Origin of the sequence: Streptomyces sp. SS7, from assembly GCF_037993025.1 — a bacterium.
Classification (GTDB): Bacteria; Actinomycetota; Actinomycetes; order Streptomycetales; family Streptomycetaceae; genus Streptomyces.
In genome coordinates this window covers 2035898-2061064 of record NZ_CP141223.1, presented here as the reverse complement: position 1 = coordinate 2061064, position 25167 = coordinate 2035898, and the positions used below count along the sequence as shown (strand labels likewise).

Below are 25167 nucleotides of genomic sequence, written 5' to 3'. Positions count from 1 at the left end.
ATTTCCGTTTTCTCCCCGCCTCACTTTGTTGCCGTGCAGTTTGGTGAGCGATCCTACTGGTTAGTAACAGTGACTTGGCAGGGGAAAGTAATACTTGAACATGCAATTTTGACGGAATCGAGAGTTCTCGTGAGTGTATTCCTGCACCGTCTCGCTTTCTGGGCCGTCGGCGGGCTGGTCATCGTGTCCTCCGTGATGCTGGGGTCCACCGTGACCCACCCGGAAGGCCGGCCGACCGCCATGACGGCTGTGCCGGCAGACAGCGGCTGGGGCGGATGAATCCGCCGTATCACCCCGAGATCGCCGGGTTCAAGAAAGCCCTTCGTTCATAGGCGTTGCGGCACGGCGAAGCCGAATGCCGACCCTAACGAGGAGTATCTCTGTGTTCAATCTCTCCACGTCCCAAGAAATCGTGTGGTTGCACGAACAGCTGCTTCCCGGCAGTCGCAGCTACAACTTCACCGCCGTCCTCGACCTGCGCGGCACGCTCGACAGCGCCGCCTTACGGGCGGCCCTCGCCCAGGTCATCGCCCATCACCCCGGACTGCGACTGGAGCTGGTGCCCCAGGCCGGCTCCCTTCCCGGCCAGCGGGTCCGGGCCGGGGCCGAGCCCCGGCTGCGCGCCTCCGACCTTTCCGGCGAGGCCGATCCGGAAGCGGCGTTCCACACCCTCCTGCGTCAGGAGGCCGAGGAGCCCATCGACACCGAGAACGCGCCGATGCTCCGCTGGCACCTGGTCGAGATGGGCGGCGGACTGCACCGTCTGATCCAGGTGGAACACCACCTGACCCACGACGGTAAATCCTTCGCGATCCTTCTCCACGACCTGTTCACCGCCTACCGGGCGCACCTGGAGAAAAAGCCCCTCGAACTGGCCCCCACGCGGTCCTACGAGGAATTCGTCCGAGCCGCCTCCGAGGAAAAGGACGAGGCCAGGGAAAGCAGCCTGCAATACTGGCTGCAAGAACTCCGGGACGTTCCCCTGAGCACCGCCCTGCCCGGACTCACCGTCCCCGGCGCACAGCGCCGGCACCGAGGCCGCCAGGTGCGACAGCTCATCGACGGAGAGCTCGCCGAGCGGCTGCGCGAACACTGCCGCGGCAGCGGTCACACCCCGTTCAGCACCCTCCTCACGCTCTTCGGCGAACTGCTGCGGCGGTACAGCGGACAGCGCGACATGGTCATCGGCACCGCCGTCGGCAACCGGCCGCCGGGCTCCGAACGCACCATCGGCATGTTCGTGAACACGATCCCCCTGCGGGTGAGCCTGCCGGCCGGGGCGGACGGCGTCACGGCCGTCGACGAGGTCACCGACGCACTGCTGCGCGCCCTGCCGCACCAGGACATCCCCGTCCAGGAACTCACCAGGACGCTGGGGCTGCACACCAGCGGCGCGGACAACCCGCTGTTCAACGTCATGTTCAGCGCGCACGACGCGCCGCTGCCGCAGCTGGACACACCCGGCCTGGACGTCTCCCTCTTCGAGGGGTTCAACACGGGGACCACCCGCTTCGACCTCGACGTGGTGCTCCTGCCCGACGCCCGGCGTGTCGTCGGCGCCCGCAGCGGTCCCGCCGGAATGACCCTGATCTGGGACCACGACGCCGACCTGTTCCCCGGCGCGGCCGTCGACCTGCTGATGGACCAGTACCTGGACCTCCTCCGCGCCTACCTCGCCGAACCCGCCGCCGCCCTGCACACCCTGGCCGCCCCACAGGCCCCCGCGCCGCTCGCCGCGTCACCGGAAGCGGGCGTCCTCGACCCGCTGACCGCCCACGACCCCGCCTCGCCCGCGCTGATCACCAGCAACGGCACCCTGACCTACGGCGAACTCGACCAGCGGGTGTCCGCGCTCGTGACCCGTCTGCGCGAGGCCGGCGTCACCAGCGGCCGGGCCGTCGCCGCGGTACTGCCGCGGGGCGTGGACAGCGTCGTCGCCCTGCTCGCCTGCCTGCGCTCCGGCGCGGTGTACGCGCCCCTGTCCCCCCGGGACCCCGCCCACCGGCTCGGCACCCTGCTGGACCGGCTGCGCCCCGCCCTGGTGCTCGCCACTCGGGAGAGTTCCCTCGCCCTGCCCGCCGACCGCACCCCCGCCCTGCTGGACGGGCCCGCCTTCCCGCAGGCCGCGCCCGCCGAGCCGCTGAAGGACGCCGCCTACCTCATCCACACCTCGGGTTCCACCGGCGTGCCCAAGGCCGTGGTGGTCGGCCGTGCCGCCCTGGCCGGCTACGTCGGCACGATCACCGGGCGCTACGGGCTCGGCGCACACGACAAGGTGCTGCTGTTCGCCCAGCCCTCCTTCGACGTCGCCCTCGAAGAGGTGCTCCCCACGCTGGCCGCCGGCGCCGCCCTGGTCATCCCGCAGCGCGAGATACCCACCGGCCCCGAACTCGTCGCGGTCCTCGCGCTGCGCGGCGTCACCGTCGCCAACCTCCCCACCACCTACTTCCTGGCTTCCCGGGAGCCGCTGCGCGAAGCCCTGCGGGACGGCCGCTGGTCGCCCCGGCTCATCGTGCTCGGCGGCGAACGGCTGCCCGCCCGGGTCCTGCGCGGTGTCCTCGCCGACACCGAGGCCACCGTCCTCAACGCCTACGGGGTCACCGAGGCCACCGTCTCCTCGACGGTCCACGAGATCACCGAAGGGGACCTCGCCGCCGACGGCGACATCCCGCTCGGCACCGAGCTGCCCGGCGTACAGGTGCACGTCCTCGACGACACGCGCACACCGCTGCCCGCCGGTGCCGTCGGCGAACTCGCCATCGCCGGGGGGACCCTGGCCGAGGGCTACCTCGGCGCGGACGAGATCACCGCGGCCCGTTTCGTGAACCTGCCCGCCCTCGACGGCCGACGGGTCTACCTCACCGGCGACCGCGGCTACCGTGACCTCGACGGCCGGCTCTTCTTCCTCGGCCGCCAGGACAACCAGATCAAGCTGCGCGGACACCGCATCGAACTGGAGGAGATCGAGGCCGCCGCGGCCGCCGAACTCGGTGGCCGGCCCTGCTCGGTGGTCCTCGTCCCCGACGGCGAACAGGGTCCCCGCCTGATCGGATTCGTCCAGGGCGCCGAACAGCCCGACCACACCGAACTGACCGCCGCGCTCACCCGCACGCTGCCCAGCGCCCTCCTGCCCAGCAGGTGGTTCGCGGTCACCGAGATGCCGAGCATGACGTCCGGCAAGCCCGACCGGGCCGCGCTCGCCCGCATCGCCGCGGAGCGCGAGACGGCCGAGACGAAGCGGGCGCACACCTCGGCCGACTTCACCGACCCGGCGCAGGCCCTGCTCGCCCGAGCCTGGCAGGAAGTCCTCGGCCACGCGCGCTTCTCGCCCGACTCGCACTTCTTCGAGGTCGGCGGCCACTCCCTGCTGGCCGCTCAGCTCGCCGCCCGGCTGGAACCCCACCTGGACGGACGGCCCCCGCTGCGCACCTTCTTCCAGCATCCCGTGCTGGCCGACCAGGCACGCGTCCTGGAACTCGCCACCGGCGCACCGGCGGGGCAGTCGTGACCGTCGCCGCGCACGACGCCGCCCCCTCCAGCGCCCTCGAGGACGACCACCTGGACCTGGTGCGCTCCTTCGAGACCTTCATCCGGCGCGAACTGGAGCCGATGTCCGCCGATCTGCCGGAGTCGGGCGACCTGCCCCCGGCCGACCTGCGGGCCTACGTCCGCAAACGCTCCGCCGCGCTCGGCTTCTACGCCGGCGAGTACCCGGAGGAGCTGGGCGGCGCCGACATGCCGCTGACCGCCGTCGTCCAACTGCACCACGCCGCGGGCCGCAGCGGCTGCCCGCTGGCGCCCTACGCGCTGGGCGGCTCCGACGGCCCGAGCCCCCTCCTGCGGCACGGCACCGACGAGCAGATCCAGCGCTACCTCGTACCGCTGGTCCGCGGCGAACTCGTCCGCTGCCTCGCGCTGACCGAACCGCACGCCGGGTCGGACGCCTTTCGGCTGACCACCGTGGCGACCCGGGACGCGGACGGCTGGGTCATCAACGGCCGCAAGACCTTCGTCAGCAACGCCGACCGGGCCGACATCGCCCTCGTCGTCACCGCCACCGACCTCGGGGACGGCCGGGCCACGGGCTCCACGGCGTTCGTCGTCCCCATGGACCGACCGGGGCTGCGGATCGGACAGCGCTACGAGGGCATGTCGGGCGAACCCATGTTCGAGCTGCTCCTCGACGACGTCCGCGTCGGCCCGGAGGCCGTCATCGGCGGCGAGCCGGGCATCGGGGCGGCCACGGCGCTCGCGATCGACAGCCTGTCCCGTGGCCGGCTGATCGTGGCCGCCCAGTGCAACGGCATCGCCGAACACGCCCTGCGCCTGGGGGTGGAGTACGCCCGCACGCGGACCGCGTTCGGCGAGCGGATCGGCGGCTACCAGCACATCCAGGAACACCTCGTGAGCAGCCATGCCGAGGTCGAGACCTCCAAACTGCTCACCCTCGCCTCGGCACGGCTCCTCGACAGCGGCAAGGAGGCGCCGCAGAACGCGGCTCTCGCCAAGCTGGTGGCCTCCCGGACCGCCGTGCGCGTCGTGGACCGCTCGCTCCAGGTCCACGGGGCGACCGGCTGGGTGCGGGGTCACCCCCTGGAGTTCCTTTACCGCCACGTCCGCATGATGACGATCATCGAGGGGACCACCGAGGTCCAGAAGGTGATCGTCGCCAAGGCCCTGGGCCTGCACTGACCGGCCCGATCGCCAGGAGACGACATGACCGCGAACCCCTCCCCCCTGCCCAGCGTCCTCGCCGCCGACGCGGTCCGGGACGACCGGGTCCACGAACACTTCCACGACTGGGCGCTGCGCACCCCCGACGCCCCCGCGGTGATCGACGGCGCACACCGCTCCACCTACGCCGAACTCGACCGCCTCGCCGACGAGACCGCCGAAGCCCTGGGCGACCACGTCCGGCCGGGCGATCTCGTGGGCGTGTGCCTGGACCGCTCGGTGGCGCTGGCCGCCGTCGCGGTGGCGGTGGCCCGGCTGGGCGCCGTCTACCTCCCGCTCGGACCCGACGCCGGCGAGCAGCGGATCCGCACGGCGACCCGCACCCTGCGCCTGAGCTGCCTCGTCGCCGCCCCCGAGCGTCTGCCGGCCGAGCACCGGTCGGCCCCGGCACGGCCCCTGCCCGTGCCCGGCACCGACGCAGTCGTGGCCCCCCTCACCCCGGCCGACGACGCCTTCCCGACCCCCGAGGGCACCTACTACGCGGTCCTCACCTCCGGTTCGACGGGCGAACCGAAGGCGGTCGCGGTGGGGAAGGAGTCGCTCGGTTCCCTCGCGAAGTGGTACCGCGACCGGACCGGGCTGGGGCCGGACGACCGCCACAGCTTCCTGATGGGCGTCGCCTTCGACGCCCACGTGCTGGAGATGTGGGCGACACTCACGTCCGGAGCCGCACTGACGGTGAGCCCCGTGGAGGTCCGCTGGGACACCGGCACGCTCACCGACTGGTGGCGCGACGCCCGCGTCACCGTCGGCTTCCTCCCCACCCCGCTGGCCGAACCCGTCCTCGAACGGCCCTGGCCCGCCGGACTCGCCCTGCGCCACCTCGGCATCGGCGGCGACCGCCTGCGCCGCAGGCCCGGTCCGGACGTGACCGCCCAGGTGTACAACGCCTACGGTCCGGCCGAGGCCACCGTCGTGACCACCACCCACCCGCTCGACCCGGCCGAACCGACCGCCGACCGGGACCCCGCCATCGGTCGGCCCGTGCCGGGTGCCACGGTCCTCGTCACCGACGAGACCGGCCGGCCGGTACCCCGGGGCGTCGCCGGCGAACTGAGGGTCGGCGGCCACTGCCTCGCCCTCGGGTACTTCGACCCGGAACTGACCGCGCAGCGGTTCGTCACCCAGGACGGCACCGGCCGCGTCTACCGCACCGGCGACCAGGTCGTGATGCGCCCGGACGGAGTGCTCGACTTCCTCGGACGCCTCGACGACCAGGTCAAGGTGGGCGGTGTCCGCACGGAACTCGCCGAGGTGGAACGGGTGCTGGAACGCGACGCCCGCGTCCGCCGCGCGGTGGTGGCCGTGCACCGGGACGCCGGTGACACCGCGGTGCTCGTCGCCTTCCTCGAGACCGAGGAGGGGGCCGAGCCACCGCCCCCCGCCGCACTGCGCGGCCACGCACGCGCATGGCTTCCCGAACAGGCCTGCCCCACCGCCTTCCACCGGGTCGACGAGTTCCCCCTGAACCCCAACGGCAAGATCGACCGGGCGGCGCTGCTGGCCCGCCACGCGCACGCGGCGGAGCAGCCCGCGGACGCGGGCGCGGACCTCTCCCCGATCGAGGGGCACGTGCTCGGACTGTGCCGGGAGATCCTCGGGGACTCCGGTATCGGTATCCAGGACAACTTCCTTGCGGCGGGCGGCAATTCACTGGGCGGCGCGCGGCTGCTGGCCGCGCTGGAACAGCGCTACGAGGTACGGCTGCGGGCCCACGAGCTGCTCCGGCAGCCCGATCTCCAGGGCATAGCGAAGCTGGTCGGAACGCGCTCGGCACGGCAGTGAGGTGCCCTCCAGTGAAGTATCGCCTGCTCGGGCGCGTCGAGATGTCCGGCCCCAGGAAGGTCGACATCGGCGGCGCGAAACACCGGATCCTGCTGGCCACGCTGCTGTTCGGCGCCAACGAGTTCCAGTCGGTCGACGACATCGCGGAGGCGTTGTGGGAGCACGAGCGGCCGCAGAGCGCACACGCCCTCGTCCGGCTCTACGTGCACCAGCTCCGCAAACGGATGGGGGACGCGGGAGCCGACCTGCTGACCGAACCCGGCGGCTACGTCCTGCGCGTCGGCCCGTCCGAACTCGACCTGGAGGTCTTCCGACGCGAGACCGACCAGGCGCACGCCCTGATGGCCGTCGGTGACCACGCGGCGGCCGAGGTCCGCTACCGCGCGGCACTCGCCCTGTGGCACGAGCCCTTCGTCTGCCGCACGGAGTCCCCGACGCTCGACCGGTTGCACGGGCCCTGGCTGGAGGACATGGCGGTCTCCGCCGTGGAGGGCCTGGCGGAGGCCCAGCTGGCGCTGGGCCGGACCCTCTCCCTGGCGGGGCGGCTGCGGCCGCTCGTCGACCGCCATCCGTTCCGGGAGCGGCTGATCGGTCAGTACATGCTCGCCCTGCACCGCTCAGGCCGCCGCGTCGAGGCGTTGGAGACCTTCCGGCGCGTGCGCTCCCTGTTCGTCGCGGAACTCGGCATCGAACCGGGTCACGAACTGCGCGAGCTGATGCAGACCGTCCTGCGGGACGAGCGGGGCCCGTATCCGGCGGGTCCGCGCCCCGTCTCCCTAGCGGCTGCCGGGTGAGGGCCGTGCGCACGCGGCGCCTGCTGCGCGGCCCTCTCTCCGGCCATCGGGACTTCCGGCTCTTCCTGATCGGCTACGCGGCGAGCAAGACCGGCAGTCAGATCACGCTCCTCGCCCTGCCGCTCGTCGCCGCGCTGGAACTGGACGCCTCGCCCTTCCACCTCGGGCTCCTGACGGCGGTGGAGACCGCCGCCATGCTGATCGTCGGTCTGCCGGCGGGAGTGTGGGTGGACAAGGTGCGCCGGCTGCCGGTGCTCGTCCAGACGGACGTGCTGCGGTTCGTCGCCATCGGCTCCCTGCCGGTGGCGGCGGCCGTCGACCGGCTGACACTGGCGCACCTGTACCTGGCCGCCGCGGTGACCGGAGCCGCGACGCTCCTCTCCGACGTCGCGAGCCAGTCGTTCCTGCCCGGCCTGCTGCCCCGCGACCGGCTGATCGCCGGCAACGGGGCGGTGGCCACCGTGCAGTCGTCCGCGGAGGTCGTGGGACCGGGGATCGGCGGCGGACTCGTCCAGGCCATGGGCGCGCCGCTGGCACTCATCACGGATGCGATCAGCTACCTCCTCTCCGCCGTGCTGCTGCTGCGCATCCGCTTCCGTGAGGCGGCGCCCGAACCGGCGGCGGACCGGACGCTCAGAAAGGACGTCCTCACCGGAGTCAAGGTCGTCTTCGGGCACCCGGAGCTGCGGGTGATCGCCGTCACCACCGGCGTGTCCAACCTCTTCACCTCCTTCCTCCTCGCCGTGCAGACCGCCTTCTGGACCCGAGTGCTCGGCCTGTCGCCGCTGCAGATCGGGCTGGTGCTCTCCGCCTCGGCCGTCGGCGGGCTCGCCGGAGCGCTCCTCGCGGGGCGTCTGGCCGCGTACTTCGGCCAGGTCCGACTGATCCTGCTGTCGATCACCGTGACCTCCCCGTTCGCGGTCCTGTGGCCGCTGTCCGCCGGCCCGTCGGCTCCGTACACGTTCGCCACCGGACTCGCCGTCGTCTGGTTCGGCGCGGTCACGTACAACGTCGCGCAGCTCACTTTCCGGCAGACGGTCTGCCCGCCCGGACTGCTGGGCCGTATGAACGCCACCATGCGCTTCGTGGCCCTGTGCGCCATGCCCGTCGGCGCCCTCGCCGGGGGAGCGCTCGCGTCCGCGTCGGGGCCGAGGGCGGCCCTCTGGGGCTGTGCGGCCGGTTTCCTCTGCCTGCCGCTCCTGCTGCTGTCGTCCCCGCTGCGCAAGCGGTCGAAGCGACCGGCCGACGAGGCCACGCCCGTGGCAGGCGAACCCGATCACGGAAAGGCCCGTTCCACGTGAGCCTCAGCATCACCGACAGCTATCTGACGCGGTACCGGGCCGTCGTGGGGACGACGGCCGATCCCACCGCCTTCCATCCGCTCACCGGGGCGCAGCGCCGGTTCCTGCTCGCGCGCGCCCTCGACCCGCTGGGCCGCCCGGACCTCGCTCCGCTGTTCTTCCACTTCCCGCGGGGCGCGCTCGACCTGTCGCGCCTGCGGCGGGCGGCGGTCGGCTTCGCCGGGCGGCACACCGTCCTGCGCGGCCGGGTCGGCCTCCTCAAGGGCGTTCCCGTGCTCCACGCCGGTGAGCCCTCGGTCGACGTCCGACGCGTGCCCGTACCGGCCGGGGCGGCGCGGGACGCCCTGCGCGCGGAGCTGGGCACCGCGCAGACGCACGGCCCGGCCCTGCGGCTGCTGCTGGCGTGCGGCCCCGAGGAGGAACAGGAGACCCTGGCCGTGGTGCTCGACCATCTGGCCTGTGACGAACAGTCGCTGGGCGCCGTCGTCTCCGGGATCTCCCGGGCCTACGAGGACACGGGCAACGGCGACGGGCCGCGACACGGGGCCGAGGACGGCGCCGTCTACCGGGAGGCGGTGGAGAGCCAGCTCGAGGCCGAGCGCACGGCGTCCACGGAGGCGTCCCTGACCTACTGGGGCGAGCGGCTGAGCGGCCTGGGCGGACCGGTCGCCGGACCCCCGCAGACCCAGGACGCCCAGGACGCCCAGGACGACAGGAGCCCGGAGAAGGGCATGCTCAGCCATGTGCTGCCCGCCGTACCCCCGAGAAGCCGTGGCGTGCTCTTCCCCGCCCTGCTCGACGCCGGTGCTGCCGCCCTGCGCACCTGGTCCGCCGGCGGTGGGACACCCGCGCTCGGCTACCCCTGGGGCGGCCGGCCCGCGGGACAGCCGGACGTCATGGGCTGCTTCATCAACACGCTGGTCCACCCCGCCGCCTCCGGGCCCGCGCGGATCGAGGACACCGCGGCCGCCTGGTGGGACGACCTGGACCACGCCGGCACCCCCTACGACGAAGTGGTGCGCGCCGTCCGGCTCACCGGGGGGAACTGGCAGGGAACGCTGGACGGGATCCTCACCTTCGAGGACCTCGGCCGCCGGTCGGCACTGCGCCTGGCCGGGGAGACCGGCCGTGAGACCCATGTCGCCGCGCCGCTGCGCTACGCGGCACCGGTGGGGGTGGCCGCCTCGTACGGCGACGAACTCCTGGTGCGCCTGGTCTGGGAGCGGTCCGGGGCCTCGGACGACCTGGCGCAGGAGGCTTTCGGGGCGCTGCTCGACTCGCTCCGCCGGCACCTCTACGCCGCACTGCCGACAGCGGTCGCCGCCCCGTAGAAAAGCTGTTTCCTGCAGAAAAGCTGTTTTCTCGATGCGTCGCATCGACGAATCGCCGTTGATGCGATTCGGGGCCCTGGGCAGGATCGAGCGGAAGCCGTCGCGCGCCGTTCGCTTTATCCGAGAGAGGTATCGATGATCACCCATATCGTGCTGTTCAAACTCAAGGACGGTGTCGACCGCAGGGCCCCGTCCGTCCTGGAGGCCGAGAAACTCGCGAGAGAAGTCGGCCGTCATGTGCCGGAGTTGCTCAGCTGGCGGGTGGGCTGGAACTGCGTGGCCCGTGACATCTCCTACGACTTCGCCGCCGTCGGTGTCCTTCCCGATCTCGCCGGGCTGGAGAACTACCAGAAGAACGCCTTCCACCAGCAGTCCGTGGAGAGATGGCGGGAGATATCCGACTGGGTCGTCGTCGACCTGGCCGAGCACTGAGGGCGGCGCCGTGACCAGGAGCACCCGAGGAAGGGAACACGGGATCACGCCATGACCGTTCACCTCGACACCGGCGCGGAGAGCCGGTGGCTGCGCCGGTACCAGTCCGCCGTCCCGGGCACCCCCCGGCTCGTGTGCTTCCCGCACGCCGGTGGCTCGGCGACGCAGTACGTCCCCCTGTCGCAGGCCCTGGCGCCGGCGGTGGACACCCTGGCCGTCCAGTACCCCGGCCACCAGGACCGCTACGGCGAGCCGTGCGTGGAAGACCTCGCGCGGCTCGCGGACGACATCTGCGCCGTCCTCATGAGAGGACCGGGCCCGCCTCTGGCCCTCTTCGGGCACAGCATGGGCGCCGTCCTCGCCTGGGAGGTCGCCTCCCGCCTGGAGCGGACCGCGGGTCCCGGCTCCGTCACCCACCTCTTCGTCTCCGGTCGCCGCGCTCCTTCCTGCGTGCGGGCGGAGAACGTCCACCGGTTGGACGACGCAGCACTGATCACGAGGATCCGCCGGCTCGGCGGCACTGCGCCCGCCCTGGTGGCGAACCAGCAGATGCTGCGGCTGATCCTGCCGGTGCTGCGCAGCGACTACACGGCGGTGGAGACACACCGCCCCGACCCCGGCCTCCGACTCACCTGCCCGCTGGTCGCCCTCACCGGAGACCGCGACCCCATGGTCACGTCCGAGGAAGCCCGACGCTGGACGACGCACACCACCGGCCCCGCCGAGCTGCGCGTCTTTTCCGGCGGACATTTCTTCCCCGAGGATCACATCCAGGAAATCGCGGCCCTGATATCCGCCTCTCTCCTGCCCGCTCCCTACGGCGTTCGGAACGCTCCACCCGTCTCCGCCCGATGAAGGAGACGGCCCTCACTTTCGTCAGGAGTGCGTATCATGACCTCCGACTTGTCTCCCGCCGAGTCAGCCGTCGCTGCACCCCCACCCGCGCGTAAGCGAAGGAATTCCACCGGATATCTCGTGTGGCTGGGATTCGCGGGTCTCGTCTCCCTCGCGGTGGCGGTGTTCTCCGCGAGCGCCTATGTGACCCTCGACCTCGACCGGAGCAGATCACCGGTCCGCGGCCCCCTGGACTACGGACTGCTGGTGACGCACGTCGCCACCGCTGTGATCGCGCTCGCCGTCGGGGTGCTGCAGTTCGTACCGTCGTTGCAGACGCCCCGCCGCCCGGTGCACCGGTGGGTCGGCCGCGTCTACGTCGCCTGCGTCCTGCCCGGCTCGGTCTTCGCGTTCGCCGTCGCCGTGATGTCCCTGAACGGGCTGGCCGTCAGCCTGCCGCTCTCCGTGCTGAGCGTGCTGTGGTTCGTCACCGGCGTCCAGGGGCTGCGTACCGCGCTCGGCCGGAACTTCCGCATGCACCGCATCTGGATGATCCGCTCCTTCGCCCTGACCTCGGCCGCGATCACCGGGCGGCTCTACGTCGTGGTGATGAAGGGCGTCGTCCCGGACAGTTACGGAGCCACGGACCACGACATCGCAGCTGCCGCGAACTGGTTGTCCTTCGTGGGGAACCTGCTGATCGCGGAGTGGTGGATCCAGCGCCGGCAGGGCGCCGTGGCGAGAAGGCGGTACGCGGGGGCCGACGGGTGACCCGCTGCCACCAGACCGAGGCAGTCACCGGACTCGTATCATCTCGCGGTGAGGATCTGGACGGAGCACCCTGCCGAGGCGGACGTCGAAGCGGTCGTTCGCCGCTGCTTCGGCCTGCTCCGGGCCGGGAGCATCCCTGAGGCCGAACAGCTCATCGATCACCACCCGGTCCGTCATGTGCTCAAGTCGCTGTGGACCGGGTCCGTCGAAGCACGTGCCGACGGGGACGAGGGGAGCAGGAATCCTGCTGCCGACGAGTGGGAGCAGGATCTGTCCTGGCTCGGCGAACTGGATCTCGCGGACTTCCACTGGGACGACACCGGCAGCCATGTCTGCGTCGAGATCACCTGCCGCGCGCAGATGATCGAGGTGGCGCTGAGCTTCTGGGTCAGGTCCGTCGACGCCGGCTGGGTCGTCACGGGACCGGCCACCCTCTGGTAGACGTCCCGCCATCGGCCGACGGACGCCGTGGAACGTCCGGGCAGCAGTCTGATGATGAATTGCAAAATTTCGCAAGTCGTTAGATGCTGTATTGGCTGGGCTCGCAGGTAGCCACGGGCGCGGCCTTTCGCGTCCGCCCGAAGGGTGGGGCTCGTAGGGGAAGCCGAGGGATCGTGTCCGTTCCGCTGTACCAGGCCAAGGCCGAGTTCTTCCGGATGCTCGGGCACCCCGTGAGGATCCGGGTGCTGGAGCTGCTGCAGGACGGGCCGATGCCGGTACGGGAGCTGCTGGCCGCCATCGAGGTGGAGCCCTCCGGCCTGTCCCAGCAGCTGGCGGTGCTCCGCCGCTCGGGGATCGTCACCTCGACCCGCGAGGGTTCCACGGTCGTCTACGAGCTGGCCGGCGGGGACGTGGCCGAGCTGATGGCGGCCGCGCGGCGGATCCTGACCGAGATGCTCGCCGGACGGAACGAACTGCTCGCCGAGCTGAGGGAAGCCGAGGTCGCCACGCGATGACCCCGCGGATCAACCGGGCCCGGGCCCGGATCTCGTCGCTGCTGCCCGGCGGCGCCGATCTGGCGGAGATGCGGCGCGACCCGCGCCGGGATCTGCTGGCCGGGCTGACCGTGGCCATCGTGGCGCTGCCGCTCGCGCTCGGCTTCGGCGTCTCCTCCGGGCTGGGCGCGGAGGCGGGACTGGCGACCGCCGTGGTCGCGGGTGCGCTCGCCGCGCTCTTCGGCGGCTCGAACCTGCAGGTGTCCGGGCCGACCGGCGCCATGACGGTGGTTCTCGTGCCCATCGTGGGTCGGCACGGGCCGACGGGCGTCCTCACGGTCGGGCTGATGGCAGGCGTGATACTGGTGGCGCTGGCCGCGCTGAAGGCCGGCCGCTACATGCAGTACATCCCGGCCCCCGTGGTCGAGGGCTTCACCCTCGGCATCGCCTGCGTGATCGGCCTGCAGCAGATCCCGAACGCCCTCGGCGTGCCCAAGCCGGAGGGCGACCGGGTGCTGGCGGTGACCTGGCGGGCCGTCGAGGAGTTCGCCAAGGTCCCGAACTGGACCGCTCTCGGATTCGCCCTTGCCGTCGCCGCCGTCATGCTGGTCGGGGCGCGCCGGCGGCCGACCGTTCCGTTCTCCGTCCTGGCCGTGATCGCCGCGACCGTCGTCGCACAGGTCGCCGGGTTGCACGCGGCGAAGCCGATAGGCGACCTGCCCGCCGGGCTGCCCGCGCCCTCACTGTCCTTCCTCGACCTCGGCTCACTGGGCACTCTGCTCGCCCCGGCCGTGGCGGTCGCCGCCCTGGCCGCCCTGGAGTCCCTGCTGTCCGCGTCGGTCGCTGACGGCATGACGGTCGGTCAGAAACATGACCCGGACCGGGAGTTGTTCGGCCAGGGCCTCGCGAACATCGCCGCCCCGCTCTTCGGCGGTGTCCCCGCCACGGGGGCGATCGCCCGCACCGCGGTCAATGTCCGCACCGGCGCGAGCTCCCGGCTCGCCGCCCTCACACATGCTGCGATCCTCGCGGTGGTCGTCTTCGCCGCGGCGCCCCTGGTCTCGAAGATCCCGCTCGCGGCCCTGGCCGGGGTGCTGCTGGCCACGGCGATCCGCATGATCGAGGTCGGCTCGCTGAAGGCCATGGCGAAGGCCACCCGCTCCGACGCGCTGATCCTTGTCCTGACCGCCGTCGCGACTCTCGCCCTCGACCTCGTGTACGCGGTCGTCATCGGCCTCGTCGTCGCCGGTGCCCTCGCCCTGCGTGCCGTCGCCAAGCAGGCCCGCTTCGACCAGGTGCCGCTCGACAAGGGCGACCACACGGCGGAGGAACACGCCCTGCTGGCCGAGCACATCGTCGCCTACCGCATCGACGGCCCCCTGTTCTTCGCCGCCGCCCACCGCTTCCTGCTGGAACTGACCGAGGTCGCCGACGTCCGCGTCGTCATCCTGCGCATGTCCCGGGTGTCGACGATGGACGCCACCGGAGCCCTCGTCCTCAAGGACGCGGTGGAGAAACTGCGGCACCGTGGCATCACTGTCCTGGCGTCCGGGATACGTTCCGGTCAGCGCCAGGTCCTCGCCTCCGTCGGCGCGCTCGACCTTCTCAGGTACGAGGGCCGGGACTACGCCAGCACCCCCGAGGCGATCCGCGCCGCCCGCGACCACCTGGAGACGGCCGGGGTCCTGCCCGCCCGCGCGGAGCGGTGATCCTCACGCAACCCCCTCACATGACCTCAGGAATTGCTAATGTCGGCAATTCGTGAGGTCATCACTGCTGAATCAGGCGGGGCCGGTTCTCGGTGCGGGGTCGGCGTGGCCGGCGGTGCCACACGGAAGGGGACGGTCAGGTGAGCATGCCGCTGTACCAGCTGAAGGCCGAGTTCTTCAAAACCCTCGGCCACCCCGCCCGCATCCGCGTCCTGGAACTGCTCAGCGAGCGTGAGCACGCGGTCGCCGAAATGCTGCCCGAGGTCGGTATCGAACCCGCCCACCTCTCCCAGCAGCTCGCGGTGCTGCGGCGGGCCGACCTGGTCAGGACACGCAAGGAAGGCTCGACCGTGTACTACTCCCTGACCAGCCCGGACGTGGCGGAGCTGCTGCGGGTGGCGCGGACCATTCTGACCGGGGTGCTGGCCGGGCAGGCCGAGCTGCTCGCCGACCTGCAGGCCGCCCAGGAGGCCAAGCCGCGCTCGTGACGGCGGCCCCGGGATCGGCGGCCGTCTCCCCAAGAAGTGGTGCCGGGCTGTCCCGGTCAGGCGCCGGCGCCGCCGTCAACCGGCAGAATCGCGCCGGTCACGTACGAGGCGCGGTCGCTGAGCAGCCAAGCGGCCGCCTCGGCGATGTGATGGGGCTCGGCCATCCGGCCCAGCGGGATCGATGCGGTGATCTGCTCGATGATGCCGGGGGTGGCCGCCTCCCAGGTGTCGATCATTTCGGTGGAGGTGCCACCGGGAGTGATGCCGTTCACCCGGATGTTGGCGGGAGCCCAGTTGACCGCGGCGGTCTCGGTGAGGCTGTTGAGCGCGCGCTTCATGGCTCCGTAGGCGGGCAGGGCGGGATTGGCGCGGCGGCTGCCGATGCTGGAGGTGTTGACGATGGCCCCGCCTCCGCCCTGTCGCATGAGGGTGGCCTGGGCGTTCATGGCGATCCAGTGCGAGCGGAAGTTCACGGCGAACTGCTCATCGATGTCCTCGTCGCCGGTGGTGTCGACCGGGCCGACCTGCCGCTGGGGGACTGCGCCGTTGTTGAAGGCACCGTCGAGCTGTCCGTGCAGTTGGTGGACGTGGTCGACCGCGGCGCGGATGCTCGCGCCATCGGCGAGATCCAGGGTGATCGCGTCGGCGACGCCGCCGTCGGCGCGGATCTCGGTCACGATCCGCTCGAGGGCGTCGGTACTGCGGGCGGCCAGTACGACCTTGGCCCCCTCTCGCGCGAAGAGCCTGGCCGCGGCGGCGCCGATACCGCGGCTGGCGCCGGTGATGAACACGACCTTGGCGTTCAGCAGGCCGATGGGGGTGATGTCCGTGTTGGTGGTCATGGCAGCAGCGTTCGCCGGTCTCCGAACCCGATACAGGCACAAGCTGTACCAGGATCCTGCTCCGCCGAGTGTGCAGACTCGGAGCATGGACAAGCAGGAGCTGGGCACTTTCCTCCGCAGCCGTCGGGAACGGCTGCGCCCCCAGGACGTCGGTCTGCCCCCGGGCCCGCGACGGCGGACACCGGGTCTTCGGCGCGAGGAGGTGGCAGTCCTGGCGCACATCTCCACGGAGTACTACGTCCGCCTCGAACAAGGCAGAGCGGCCTCAAGACCCTCCGGGGACGTTCTCGCCGGGATCGCGGGCGCCCTACTCCTCACGGAAGCCGAATCCGACCACCTCCACGTGCTGGCGGGCACCACCCCGAAACGTGTCCCACTGCACCGGCGGGACGTGCGCCCGAGCATCATCACCCTGCTCGAACGGCTGCCACAGACAGTCGGCTTCGTCATGTCCGCCACGTTCGAGGTGCTCGCCTGGAACGACCTCGCGGCAGCTCTCATGGAGGACTTCGCCACGCTCGACCCCAAGGACCGCAACCTCGCGCGCCGGGCATTCCTTGCGGCGGAGAGCGCCGACGCGCCGCTGTACGGGGTCTCCGACTCCGCTGCGTTCCGCCACCATGTGGTGCTGGAGCTGCGTGCCACCGCAGCCCGCTACCCGGCGGATCCCGCGGTGATCGGCCTCGTCGACGAGCTCCGCGAGGCCAGCACGGACTTCTCCCGGCTCTGGGAGCGGCACGACGTCCGTGCCGCGCCGGGGCTGACGAAGACCTTCCGCCACCCGACCGTCGGAGAGATAACCGTCGACTGCGACTCACTCGCACTCACCGACCGCGACCAGCGCCTCGTGCTCTACAGCGCCCCGCAGGGGTCCCCCAGCGCCGAAGCACTGGCCCTTCTGGGCGTCCTCGGCACCTCGGCCGCCGAATACCACCAGTAATCGGACAGTCCGTGGCACACGCCCCACCCGGTACGTCTGTGCGGATGCGCGACGAGATCGCGATGCCGCCCCCCGCCATCGCCTCCGCCATCGCCTCCGCGATCGGCTACGCGATCGGGCAGCCCGCCCACGTCGACGTCAACGAGATCGTGGTCCGGCCCACCGTGCAAACCTGACGAGACCTCTGGATGTCAGGGCCGCCCTGTCGGAAAGCGGTCGTCTGGCGCCGGGTGGCCGGAGCCGACCGGCTGACCCACCCGTATGCCCTGCCGAGGGGGAGCGGGGCCTGGCGGTCCTGCGGCACCTGCGGACGACTCGGCCATCACGCGCGCCTCCGATCCGCACCAGCGGCTCTGCTCCCCACACGCCCGGCGGAGAGGGCCGAGCCGCGGCAGTGACGCCCATATGACGCTCCACGGCTCCGGCGCCCTTCGTCCGAGACCGAGAAACCGGGGTTCACCGTCATGGACGCCGGGCAGCCGCCGTCGACGCAGGTGCAGTCGGTGCCCGGTCGGCCGGAGCGGAGACGGACTGCGTGACCGGCGCGCTGATCAGGTCGGCGGGCCAGCGGGGATGGATGCCGCAGCCGCCGGCCAGGCCCGTGCAGCGCAGGAGCCGCAGGAAGCGGGTGCTGTCCGTGACCAGCCGCAGCCGTCCGTGCCGGATCCGGGTCCGCTTCAGTGCCCGGCACAGCACGCCCAGCCAGGCGCAGTCGATGAAGGACACGGGACGCAGGTCGAGCACCAGGTCGAGGCGCGGACCGGCGGTCAACGCGTCCAGGCGCGCCACCGGCGTGATGCGCTCGGCAGGGCGTGGACCTCGTGTGGTGATCGGCCCGGAGGCTGCCGGGAGCACCCAGGCGGGGCCGCCGTGCGCTATCGGGCACCGATCGCGCCGTTGAGACGGCAACGGACGTCGACGATCCCCTCGACGGCCCGCGCCAGACGCTCCGCCACCGGGATCAGCCCCGCGCCGTCCACCCACCCCGCGAGGGTCACGACCCCGTCGTGGACCTCGACCCGGATGTGGTCGGCGGGCAGCGGGAAAAGGCGGTCGACGACCTCGTGACGTACTTCCTCGGTGAGGTCCTCGTCGTCCCGCAGGAACACCTTGAGCAGATCCGAGCGGCCGACGACCCCCTCGATCCTGCCCTCGGCGTCGACGACGGGCAGCCACTTGACGCCGCGCCTGGCCATGATGCGCGCGGCCTCGGCCAACGTGGTGGCGCCGTGCACGGTGACGGGCGGGCTGCTCATCAGATCTCCGGCCGTCAGCGCGTCGGCCTTCGCCAGGTCGGACAAGCGCTGCCGCTGGGCGTACCGGTCCGGAACGCCGTCCCGGAACTCCTCCTTGGGCAGCAGATCGGCCTCGGAGACGACCCCGATCACCCGGCCCTCGCCGCCGAGTACGGGCAGTGCGCCGATCCTCCACCGCTCCATGAGCCGGACGACGTCCTTGAACGGCGTGTCGACACCGACGGCGACGACGGCACGTGTCATCACGTCACTCACGACGTGCGGGCCGGTTCTCATGATCTCCTCCTCGGGGTGTCCGGGAACGGCGACGATCACTTCCGGTACCAGGACGGCGACGAGCCCCAGGACGCCGAGCGCCCCGCACCGACGGCGAGCACCCGCCGCCGACCGGCGGGACGACGTTCACGCTCATGGTTTGCGTCCATTACCTCGAGCCTCACGGCTCCGAGCCCGCAGGGACAGGGCCGAACGGTGCGCTTCGGGGGCCGACCGACCCCTGCCGGAGCGATCTGTGCGAGGGACGGTGGAGCGAGGAGGCAGGACGGGGCACCGGGCCGAGCGCGGCCGGACCCGGCGATCGCCGAGCAGGACGACATGCGTCGGGTGATCCTTGGTGGAGGCGCGTGGCTCGGCGGTCTCGACCCGCGAACGGACGCGACGACCAAACGGGCCGGTTGCTGCAGGACGGTGTCCCCGGGTGACCGCTCGCGCTCGCGCTGCAGGACCAGCGGCCCTCACTCAGGAGGCGGAGACCATGACGCGCACGATCACCGTCGGCCTCGACGGCTCGCCCGAGAGCCGGGCCGCGGCCGAGTGGGCGGCCCGCGAGGCGCAGTTGCGCGGCCTGCCGGTCAGGATCCTCCAGGTGTGGGAGCCGGTACCGGATCCCACGTCGCAGGCTCCGCTGCTCGGCGCCGAGACCCGCCGGCGCTGGAGCGCGAAGATTCCGCGCCATGCCGCCGAAGGACTCCGGCTGCGCCACCCCGGCGTCGACGTGACCGCCGACCAACTGACCGGTCGTCCGAGCGAGGTGCTGTCCGACGCCGCCAAGGACGCCGAGTTGCTCGTCCTCGGCTCCCGGGGGCTGAGCGGAATCGGAGGGTTCCTGGTCGGGTCCGTCGGCTCGGCCGTCGTCGCGCACACCGAGTGTCCCGTGATCCTGGTCCGTGCCGGCGAGCAGGCGACGGACGAGCACGAGACCGATGCGGCGGGGAGTCCTTCGGCCGCGACGCGCTATCGGCCTGTCGTCCTCGGGCTCGACGTCGACCACCTCGATGCCTCGATGATCGACTTCGCTTGCGACGAGGCCGTCCGACGGGACACCGGCCTGCGGGTCGTACACGGCTGGAGCCTCCCCCCGTACTACTTGGACGGCCCGACCACCGACCTGGAGCGGTACGACGAGGTCGCCCACTGGCATGCCTCCGCACTCGGTGAGGCACTGCACGCCTGGCGGCAGAAGTACCCGTCCCTCGATGTGGTCGAGGAGTTCCGCACGGGCAGCCCGACCGGCCTCCTGATCGACGCGTCCCGTACGGCCTCGCTGGTGGTGGTGGGCCGGCGGATCCGCCGCCGGCCGTTCGGGGGGCACATCGGCCCCGTCACCCATGCCGTCCTGCACCACGCCACCGCTCCCGTGGCCGTCGTCGCGCACGACTGACCCCGCCGAGCGGTGGGTCTGCCGCCCAGCGCTCGGCCACGGCCACGGCCCGTCACTCGCCGTCCGGGCCGGCACCCTCGTCCGGCCGCGGCGTGCGGCACCCGCCGCAAGGAGTGAGGCTGGAGGGAGAGCGGAGCGGACACACGGCGGCGCGGAGAGCACCCTGGAGGTGCCATGAACGGTGTGGACGGACGTCGGCCGATCGTCGTGGGTGTCGATCCGGACCCCTCGAAGCGGCTGGCTCTCGCCTGGGCCGCCGACGAGGCGGACCGGCGGGCGCTGCCGCTGCGGCTCGTCCATGTCCGGGCAGTGCCCTTCGGCGGTTACCGGTCGGGAGAGACACGGCCGTCCTGGGAGCAGGGGAGCCGCACGCTGCGGTCCGCCGGGGAACGGGTGCTCGCGCAAGCCGTCGCCTTCGTCGAGTCCCGGCGGCCGGCGGTGGAGGTGTCGGCGTCGTCGGCGGACGGGGAGCCCGCGTGGGTCCTGCGCGAGGAGGCGCAGAGCGCCTCGATGGTCGTGGTGGGCTCCTGGCACCTGAGCACCGGGGGCGCACTGTTCACCTCTGCCTCGGTGGCGCTTCCGCTCACCGCACACGCTCCCTGCCCGGTCGCGGTGGTCCCGGAACCGGAGCACATCACGCAACAGCCCGCCCACTTCGTGGTCGGCGTCGACGGCAGCCCGCATTCCGCGGCGGCGGTGGATCTGGCGTTCGAGGAGGCGGCCCTGCGTGGCGCGGCCCTCCGGGCGCTGTACGTGTGGCATCCCCCGCTCCTCGGCCTCCTGGACGAGGACACCGCCATGCGGGAGTGCCGCCGTGTGCTGTCCGAGACGGTCGCGGGCCGCACGGCGACCCACCCCGGGGTGGAACTGCACCACGAAGTCGTCCGCGGCCACCCGGTACGGGTCCTCACGCAGGCCTCGCAACACGCCCTCGGCCTGGTCGTGGGAACCCGCGGGCACGGCGGTTTCACGGGCATGCTGCTCGGCTCGGTGAGCCAGGGAGCGCTGCACCACGCCCGCTGCCCCGTCATCACCGTCCCGGTATGAGGGTCCGGACGGCCCCGCCCACACGAGGGCAAACGCACCGCAGATGGTGCAGCGGCGAACCGGCGAGACGGCCGCCGAAACCCAGGGAGCCCGTGATGGAAGCCTCTCCCCGAACCCTTCGCGTGGTCCGGTCAGGCACACCGGCGACGAGTTTCGGGTCGCCTCCCGGGTTCGTGTGATGCGCACCGGTACGGATCCGTCGCCCGGCGCGGAGCAGACCGCGGCAGTCGGTGACCCTTCCGCTTCCGCTCCTGATGCTCCGGTACGACAGCTCGCCGCTGCCGATGTCTTCTGCGCGCTGGACACCTCACGACGTGGCCTCGCGCCGGAGGAGGCAGCAGAGAGGCTGCGCCGGTACGGGGCCAACGAGTTCCCGAGGGCACGACGCCGCCCCGTCTGGCGTGAGCTCGGGGCCCAGTTCACGGATCTCTTCGCGGTGGTGCTGCTCGTCGCCTCGGCGATCACCTTCCTCGCGTACGGGCTCCAGGAACCGCGGGAGGCGGGCACCCTGCAGCTGGCGGTGGCGATCCTGGGGGTCGTGGTGCTGAACGCCGCCATCGGCTTCGCGCAGGAGTACTCGGCCGAGCGGACGGCGCAGGCGCTTGAGGCGATGGTGCCGCATGCCTGCCGGGTGCTGCGCGGCGGCGAACGGCAGGAGGTGCCCGCCCGGGACCTGGTGCCGGGTGACGTGGTGGTGCTGGAGGCCGGGGACGCCGTGTCGGCGGACTGCCGGGTTGTCGATGCGCACGAGCTGGCGGTCAACAACGCTCCGCTGACCGGGGAGAGCAACGCCGTGGGCCGTACGGCCGATCCGGTGCCGGCCGGGCCGCCGCTGGAGGCACGCAACTGCGTGTTCATGGGGACCGACGTCGTCGCGGGGGCCGGGCGGGCCGTGGTCTTCGCCACCGGTGCGTCGACGGAGTTCGGGCGGATCTACCGGCTCGCCGCCGCCGCGCCCCGGCAGAAGACGCCGTTGCAGCGCCAGGTGGCCGTCATGGCCCGGCGGGTGGCGGGGGCGGCCCTGGCGATCGGCGCGCTGATGTTCGCCGTGCGGCTGCCCGCCGGCCAGTCCGTCGTGTCCTCGTTCGTGTTCGCGCTGGGGGTGATGGTGGCGCTGGTCCCGGAAGGGCTGCCCGCCACCCTCTCGGTGTCCCTGGCGATCGGCGTACGGCGGATGGCGCGCCGCCAGGCACTGATCAAGCAGCTGCTGGCGGTGGAGGCGCTCGGATCGACCACCGTGGTGTGCACCGACAAGACCGGCACGCTCACCCAGGCCGAGATGACTGTCACCCGCCTCTGGGCGGACGGCGTGACGCATGACGTGACGGGCGTGGGCTACGCGCCGCGTGGGGAGGTCGCCGATGCGGCGGCGGTGCGCGAGCCGCTCAGGGTGGCCGGTCTGTGCTGCGACGCACGGCTGATGCCGCCGACAGGCCCCGAGGGGCGCTGGCGGGTGCTCGGCGACACGACCGAGGGGGCGCTGCTCGTCGTCGCGGCCAAGGCCGGGCTCGAACTGCGGGCGGAGGAGGCGGCAGCCCCCCGGGTGACGGAGTTCCCCTTCGACTCGGACCGCAAGCTGATGACCACCGTCCACGAGACCGGAGCGGGCCACCAGGCGTGTGTCAAGGGCGCGCCCGCCGAGCTGCTCGCGCGCTGCACCGACCGGGAGTGGGACGGGCGGCGCGGGCCGCTGACCGAGCGGGAGCGGGCGGCGGTCGTCGCAGCGGGTGACGAGCTGGCCTCCCAGGGGCTGCGGGTGCTGGCCGTCGCCCGGCGGGAGCTGGACGGGCCCCGCCCGGCGCAGGACGAGGCCGAGTCCGGACTGACCTTCCTCGGCCTGGTCGGCATGCTGGACCCACCGCGCCCGGAGGTCACCCACGCGGTCGCCGCCTGCCGCGGGGCCGGCATCCGGATCGTCATGGTCACCGGGGACCATCCGCTGACCGGGGAGGCCGTGGCGCGCCGGGTGGGGATCGTACGGCGGCCCGATCCGGTCGTGGTGACGGGCGCCCGGCTCGACGCGCTGGACGAGGCGGCGCTCGACGCGCTGCTCGCCGAACCGTCCGAGCTGCTGCTGTGCCGGGTCAGCCCGGAGCACAAGATGCGTGTGGTCACCGCCTTCCAGCGGCGGGGCGAGGTGGTGGCGGTCACCGGGGACGGTGCGAACGACGCCCCCGCACTCAAGCACGCGGACATCGGTGTGGCGATGGGGGCCGGGGGCACCGACGTGGCCCGCGAGGCGGCCGCGATGGTCCTGCTCGACGACTCCTTCGCCTCCATCGCGGCGGCGGTCCGGCTCGGCAGGGCCGTCTACCAGAACATCCGCAAGTTCCTCGTCTACCTCTTCAGCCACAACATCGGAGAACTGGTCCCGATCCTGGCGGCCACCTTCGCGGGGTTCCCGCTGGTGCCCATCAGCGCGGTGCAGATCCTCGCCATCGACCTGGGCTCCGACGTACTGCCCGCCCTCGCCCTCGGGGCGGAGCCGCCCGAGCCCGATGTGATGGACCGTCCGCCGCGCTCCCGCCGGGAGCGGCTGTTCTCCGCCGCCGTGATCGGGCGGATTCTGTTCCTCGGCGGCATTCAGGCTGCCTGCGTCACCGCCGTGTTCTTCTGGCACATCGGCTCCTCGGGAATCCCCTTCGACGACTTCACCAAGGACACGCCCGTCTACCGGGAGGCGATCACCATGGTCCAGGCGGGGATCGTGCTCAGCCAGTTCTTCAACGCGCTCGCCGTGCGCACCGACCGGCAGAGCATCCTGAAAGCGGGCCTGCTGTCCAACCCGGCCCTCCTCGTCGCGGGCGGCTTCGGCGTCGCCCTCATGGCCGCGATCAGCTATCTGCCCCTGCTGCAGGCCGTCTTCGGCACCGCCCCGCTCGACGCCGCCGACTGGGCCGTCCTTGCCGCACTCGGCACCCTGCCCCTGCTCGCGGACGAGATCCGCAAGGCGTGGCTGCGCCGACGCGACGCGCGCCGGAAGGGAGCACCGCGATGAAAGTGGTCGTCGTCGGCTGCGGACGGGTGGGCGCCGGCCTCGCCGGTCTGCTCGCCTCGGAAGGACACGACGTCGAGGTCGTCGACCGGCTCCCCAAGGCCGCGCGGCGGCTGCCCGACAGCCCCCGCATCCGCTTCCACGCGGGCAACGGCTTCAGCCGCACCGTCCTTCGCGCTGCCGGGATCGAGCACGCGGACGCCTTCGTCGCCGTCACCTCCGGAGACAACAGCAACATCGTCAGCGCCCGCACGGCGAAGGACACCTACCGGGTGCCGGTCGTCCTCGCCCGCATCTACGACCCCCGGCGCGCCGACATCTACCGTGACCTCGGCATCCCCACCATCGCCAGCGTCCGCTGGACCGTCCACCAGCTCCACCGGATGCTGCTGCACCGCCACCTCAGCCCCGAACTCACCTTCGGCAACGGCGAGACCCTGCTCGTCCGCTCCGAAGTGCCCGGCTACCTCATCGGCCGGCGACTGGCCGAGTTCGACGTCGACGGCGAGATCCGCGTCGTCGAGGTCACCCGCGCCGGCCGTTCTTTCATCCCCGCGCACGGCACGCCCGCGCAGGCGGGCGACCTGGTCACCTTCGCCGTGGCCGCCACCGCGCTCGGCAGGCTGCGCGGCTTCCTCGACAAGGAGCTGGGAACGTGAACGTGCTCATCGCCGGCGCGGGACGGCTCGGGACCCAGATCGCCCAGGTGCTCGCCGCGGCGCGCAACGAGGTGACCCTGATCGACAGCGACGACGACCGCCTTGCCGAACTGGAGGGCCGCTTCGCGGCGCGGCTGGTGGCGGGCGACGCCTGCGAACCGGCCCTCCTGGAACACTCCGGCGCCCTGACCGCCGACCTCGTCATCGCCACCACCGGCGACGACGAGGACAACCTCGTCATCAGCCTTCTCGCCAAGCGCCAGTTCTCGGTGCCCCGCGTCGCCGCACGCGTCAACGACGCCGACAACGCCTGGCTGTTCGACGAACGCTGGGGAGTCGACGTCGCCGTCCCCTCGGCCACCCCGCTGGTCTCCCTCATCGAGGAGGCCACCGGCGCCACCGACACCGTCGCCCTGCTGCGGCTCAGCAAGGCGGGCGTCGAGGTCATCGAAACGGCCATCACGGAGCAGTCCAGGACGGCGGGCCGCGCCCTGGGTGACGTCAGGCTGCCCGAGGGCACGGTCGTCGCCACCATCGTCCGCGCCGGCCAGCCGACCGTGCCGGACCCGGCGGAGCGACTGCGCCCCGGCGACGAACTCCTCCTCGTCTCCCACACGGCGACCGAACGGGAGATCCACGCCGCCTTCCAATGAG

The 25167-nt window shown here is 72.1% G+C and carries 23 protein-coding genes; 20 read left to right on the top strand and 3 right to left on the bottom strand.

Features of this window, described 5'->3' with window-relative positions; translation table 11 throughout:
* The first annotated feature begins 355 nt into the window (after positions 1–355).
* From U5640_RS09225 to U5640_RS09165, 13 genes are all read left to right on the top strand, one after another.
* Positions 356–3508: an amino acid adenylation domain-containing protein gene (locus U5640_RS09225; protein WP_340375305.1), complete on the top strand. Its 3153-nt coding sequence runs from the start codon at positions 356–358 to the stop codon at positions 3506–3508.
* Positions 3505–4692, top strand: coding sequence for an acyl-CoA dehydrogenase family protein (locus U5640_RS09220; protein ID WP_340375304.1), 1188 nt, complete (start codon positions 3505–3507; stop codon positions 4690–4692). Before U5640_RS09225 ends, U5640_RS09220 begins: the two co-directional genes overlap by 4 nt.
* 24 nt (positions 4693–4716) lie before the next feature.
* Complete coding sequence (locus U5640_RS09215) at positions 4717–6519, top strand: non-ribosomal peptide synthetase (RefSeq protein WP_340375303.1); 1803 nt, start codon at positions 4717–4719, stop codon at positions 6517–6519.
* Between the two features lie 11 nt (positions 6520–6530).
* Positions 6531–7313, top strand: coding sequence for an AfsR/SARP family transcriptional regulator (locus U5640_RS09210; RefSeq protein WP_340375302.1), 783 nt, complete (start codon positions 6531–6533; stop codon positions 7311–7313).
* A 5-nt stretch (positions 7314–7318) separates the two neighbouring features.
* On the top strand, positions 7319–8614 hold the full coding sequence (locus U5640_RS09205) for an MFS transporter (protein WP_340375301.1): 1296 nt from the start codon (positions 7319–7321) through the stop codon (positions 8612–8614).
* Positions 8611–9945 (top strand): condensation domain-containing protein, encoded by a 1335-nt coding sequence (locus tag U5640_RS09200; protein ID WP_340375300.1) that lies wholly within the window; start codon positions 8611–8613, stop codon positions 9943–9945. The genes U5640_RS09205 and U5640_RS09200 overlap by 4 nt, the downstream gene beginning before the upstream one ends.
* A gap of 135 nt (positions 9946–10080) precedes the next feature.
* Positions 10081–10377, top strand: coding sequence for a Dabb family protein (locus U5640_RS09195; protein WP_340375299.1), 297 nt, complete (start codon positions 10081–10083; stop codon positions 10375–10377).
* Between the two features lie 51 nt (positions 10378–10428).
* Positions 10429–11232, top strand: coding sequence for an alpha/beta fold hydrolase (locus U5640_RS09190; protein ID WP_340375298.1), 804 nt, complete (start codon positions 10429–10431; stop codon positions 11230–11232).
* Positions 11233–11352: 120 nt separating this feature from the next.
* On the top strand, positions 11353–11982 hold the full coding sequence (locus tag U5640_RS09185; RefSeq protein WP_340375297.1) for a DUF2306 domain-containing protein: 630 nt from the start codon (positions 11353–11355) through the stop codon (positions 11980–11982).
* 48 nt (positions 11983–12030) lie between these two features.
* Positions 12031–12423, top strand: a complete 393-nt coding sequence (locus U5640_RS09180) for a hypothetical protein (protein ID WP_340375296.1) — start codon at positions 12031–12033, stop codon at positions 12421–12423.
* Between the two features lie 173 nt (positions 12424–12596).
* A complete protein-coding gene (locus U5640_RS09175; RefSeq protein WP_340375295.1) occupies positions 12597–12938 on the top strand; it encodes a metalloregulator ArsR/SmtB family transcription factor in 342 nt (113 codons plus the stop codon).
* Positions 12935–14626, top strand: coding sequence for a SulP family inorganic anion transporter (locus U5640_RS09170; protein ID WP_340375294.1), 1692 nt, complete (start codon positions 12935–12937; stop codon positions 14624–14626). Before U5640_RS09175 ends, U5640_RS09170 begins: the two co-directional genes overlap by 4 nt.
* Before the next feature lie 140 nt (positions 14627–14766).
* On the top strand, positions 14767–15114 hold the full coding sequence (locus U5640_RS09165; protein WP_340375293.1) for a metalloregulator ArsR/SmtB family transcription factor: 348 nt from the start codon (positions 14767–14769) through the stop codon (positions 15112–15114).
* A gap of 56 nt (positions 15115–15170) precedes the next feature.
* Here the strand turns inward: U5640_RS09165 and U5640_RS09160 are convergent, their stop codons facing one another.
* The gene (locus U5640_RS09160) at positions 15171–15956 is read right to left on the bottom strand and encodes an SDR family oxidoreductase (protein WP_340375292.1); all 786 of its coding nucleotides are present in this window, start codon (positions 15954–15956) and stop codon (positions 15171–15173) included.
* A gap of 85 nt (positions 15957–16041) precedes the next feature.
* On the opposite strand from U5640_RS09160, the gene U5640_RS09155 reads away from it, so the two are divergent.
* Together U5640_RS09155 and U5640_RS09150 are read left to right on the top strand one after the other, a co-directional pair.
* A complete protein-coding gene (locus tag U5640_RS09155; protein WP_340375291.1) occupies positions 16042–16896 on the top strand; it encodes a helix-turn-helix transcriptional regulator in 855 nt (284 codons plus the stop codon).
* Positions 16897–16940: 44 nt separating this feature from the next.
* The gene (locus U5640_RS09150; RefSeq protein ID WP_340375290.1) at positions 16941–17072 is read left to right on the top strand and encodes a hypothetical protein; all 132 of its coding nucleotides are present in this window, start codon (positions 16941–16943) and stop codon (positions 17070–17072) included.
* Positions 17073–17358: 286 nt separating this feature from the next.
* On the opposite strand, the gene U5640_RS09145 is transcribed toward U5640_RS09150, so the two are convergent.
* Together U5640_RS09145 and U5640_RS09140 are read right to left on the bottom strand one after the other, a co-directional pair.
* Positions 17359–17727: an STAS domain-containing protein gene (locus U5640_RS09145; protein WP_340385020.1), complete on the bottom strand. Its 369-nt coding sequence runs from the start codon at positions 17725–17727 to the stop codon at positions 17359–17361.
* Positions 17728–17771: 44 nt separating this feature from the next.
* Entirely contained in the window at positions 17772–18428 is a 657-nt protein-coding gene (locus U5640_RS09140; protein WP_340375289.1) for a CBS domain-containing protein, read from the bottom strand.
* 478 nt (positions 18429–18906) lie between these two features.
* On the opposite strand from U5640_RS09140, the gene U5640_RS09135 reads away from it, so the two are divergent.
* From U5640_RS09135 to U5640_RS09115, 5 genes are all read left to right on the top strand, one after another.
* Complete coding sequence (locus U5640_RS09135) at positions 18907–19812, top strand: universal stress protein (RefSeq protein WP_340375288.1); 906 nt, start codon at positions 18907–18909, stop codon at positions 19810–19812.
* A 174-nt stretch (positions 19813–19986) separates the two neighbouring features.
* Entirely contained in the window at positions 19987–20859 is an 873-nt protein-coding gene (locus U5640_RS09130) for a universal stress protein (protein ID WP_340375287.1), read from the top strand.
* Between the two features lie 178 nt (positions 20860–21037).
* The gene (locus U5640_RS09125) at positions 21038–23857 is read left to right on the top strand and encodes a cation-transporting P-type ATPase (protein ID WP_340375286.1); all 2820 of its coding nucleotides are present in this window, start codon (positions 21038–21040) and stop codon (positions 23855–23857) included.
* On the top strand, positions 23854–24513 hold the full coding sequence (locus tag U5640_RS09120) for a TrkA family potassium uptake protein (RefSeq protein ID WP_340375285.1): 660 nt from the start codon (positions 23854–23856) through the stop codon (positions 24511–24513). Before U5640_RS09125 ends, U5640_RS09120 begins: the two co-directional genes overlap by 4 nt.
* Positions 24510–25166: a TrkA family potassium uptake protein gene (locus U5640_RS09115; RefSeq protein ID WP_340375284.1), complete on the top strand. Its 657-nt coding sequence runs from the start codon at positions 24510–24512 to the stop codon at positions 25164–25166. The genes U5640_RS09120 and U5640_RS09115 overlap by 4 nt, the downstream gene beginning before the upstream one ends.
* The last annotated feature ends 1 nt before the right edge of the window (position 25167 follow it).

What these genes read in the sequence shown, in the direction of transcription:
- U5640_RS09225 (WP_340375305.1), top strand. Translation starts at nt 356, where the DNA reads ATGCCGACCCTAACGAGGAGTATCTCTGTGTTCAATCTCTCCACGTCC.
- U5640_RS09215 (WP_340375303.1), top strand. Translation starts at nt 4,717, where the DNA reads ATGACCGCGAACCCCTCCCCCCTGCCCAGCGTCCTCGCCGCCGACGCG.
- U5640_RS09195 (WP_340375299.1), top strand. Translation starts at nt 10,081, where the DNA reads ATGATCACCCATATCGTGCTGTTCAAACTCAAGGACGGTGTCGACCGC.
- U5640_RS09190 (WP_340375298.1), top strand. Translation starts at nt 10,429, where the DNA reads ATGACCGTTCACCTCGACACCGGCGCGGAGAGCCGGTGGCTGCGCCGG.
- U5640_RS09170 (WP_340375294.1), top strand. Translation starts at nt 12,935, where the DNA reads ATGACCCCGCGGATCAACCGGGCCCGGGCCCGGATCTCGTCGCTGCTG.
- U5640_RS09160 (WP_340375292.1), bottom strand. Translation starts at nt 15,956, where the DNA reads ATGACCACCAACACGGACATCACCCCCATCGGCCTGCTGAACGCCAAG.
- U5640_RS09155 (WP_340375291.1), top strand. Translation starts at nt 16,042, where the DNA reads ATGGACAAGCAGGAGCTGGGCACTTTCCTCCGCAGCCGTCGGGAACGG.
- U5640_RS09150 (WP_340375290.1), top strand. Translation starts at nt 16,941, where the DNA reads ATGCGCGACGAGATCGCGATGCCGCCCCCCGCCATCGCCTCCGCCATC.
- U5640_RS09140 (WP_340375289.1), bottom strand. Translation starts at nt 18,428, where the DNA reads ATGAGAACCGGCCCGCACGTCGTGAGTGACGTGATGACACGTGCCGTC.
- U5640_RS09135 (WP_340375288.1), top strand. Translation starts at nt 18,907, where the DNA reads ATGACGCGCACGATCACCGTCGGCCTCGACGGCTCGCCCGAGAGCCGG.
- U5640_RS09130 (WP_340375287.1), top strand. Translation starts at nt 19,987, where the DNA reads ATGAACGGTGTGGACGGACGTCGGCCGATCGTCGTGGGTGTCGATCCG.
- U5640_RS09125 (WP_340375286.1), top strand. Translation starts at nt 21,038, where the DNA reads ATGCGCACCGGTACGGATCCGTCGCCCGGCGCGGAGCAGACCGCGGCA.
- U5640_RS09120 (WP_340375285.1), top strand. Translation starts at nt 23,854, where the DNA reads ATGAAAGTGGTCGTCGTCGGCTGCGGACGGGTGGGCGCCGGCCTCGCC.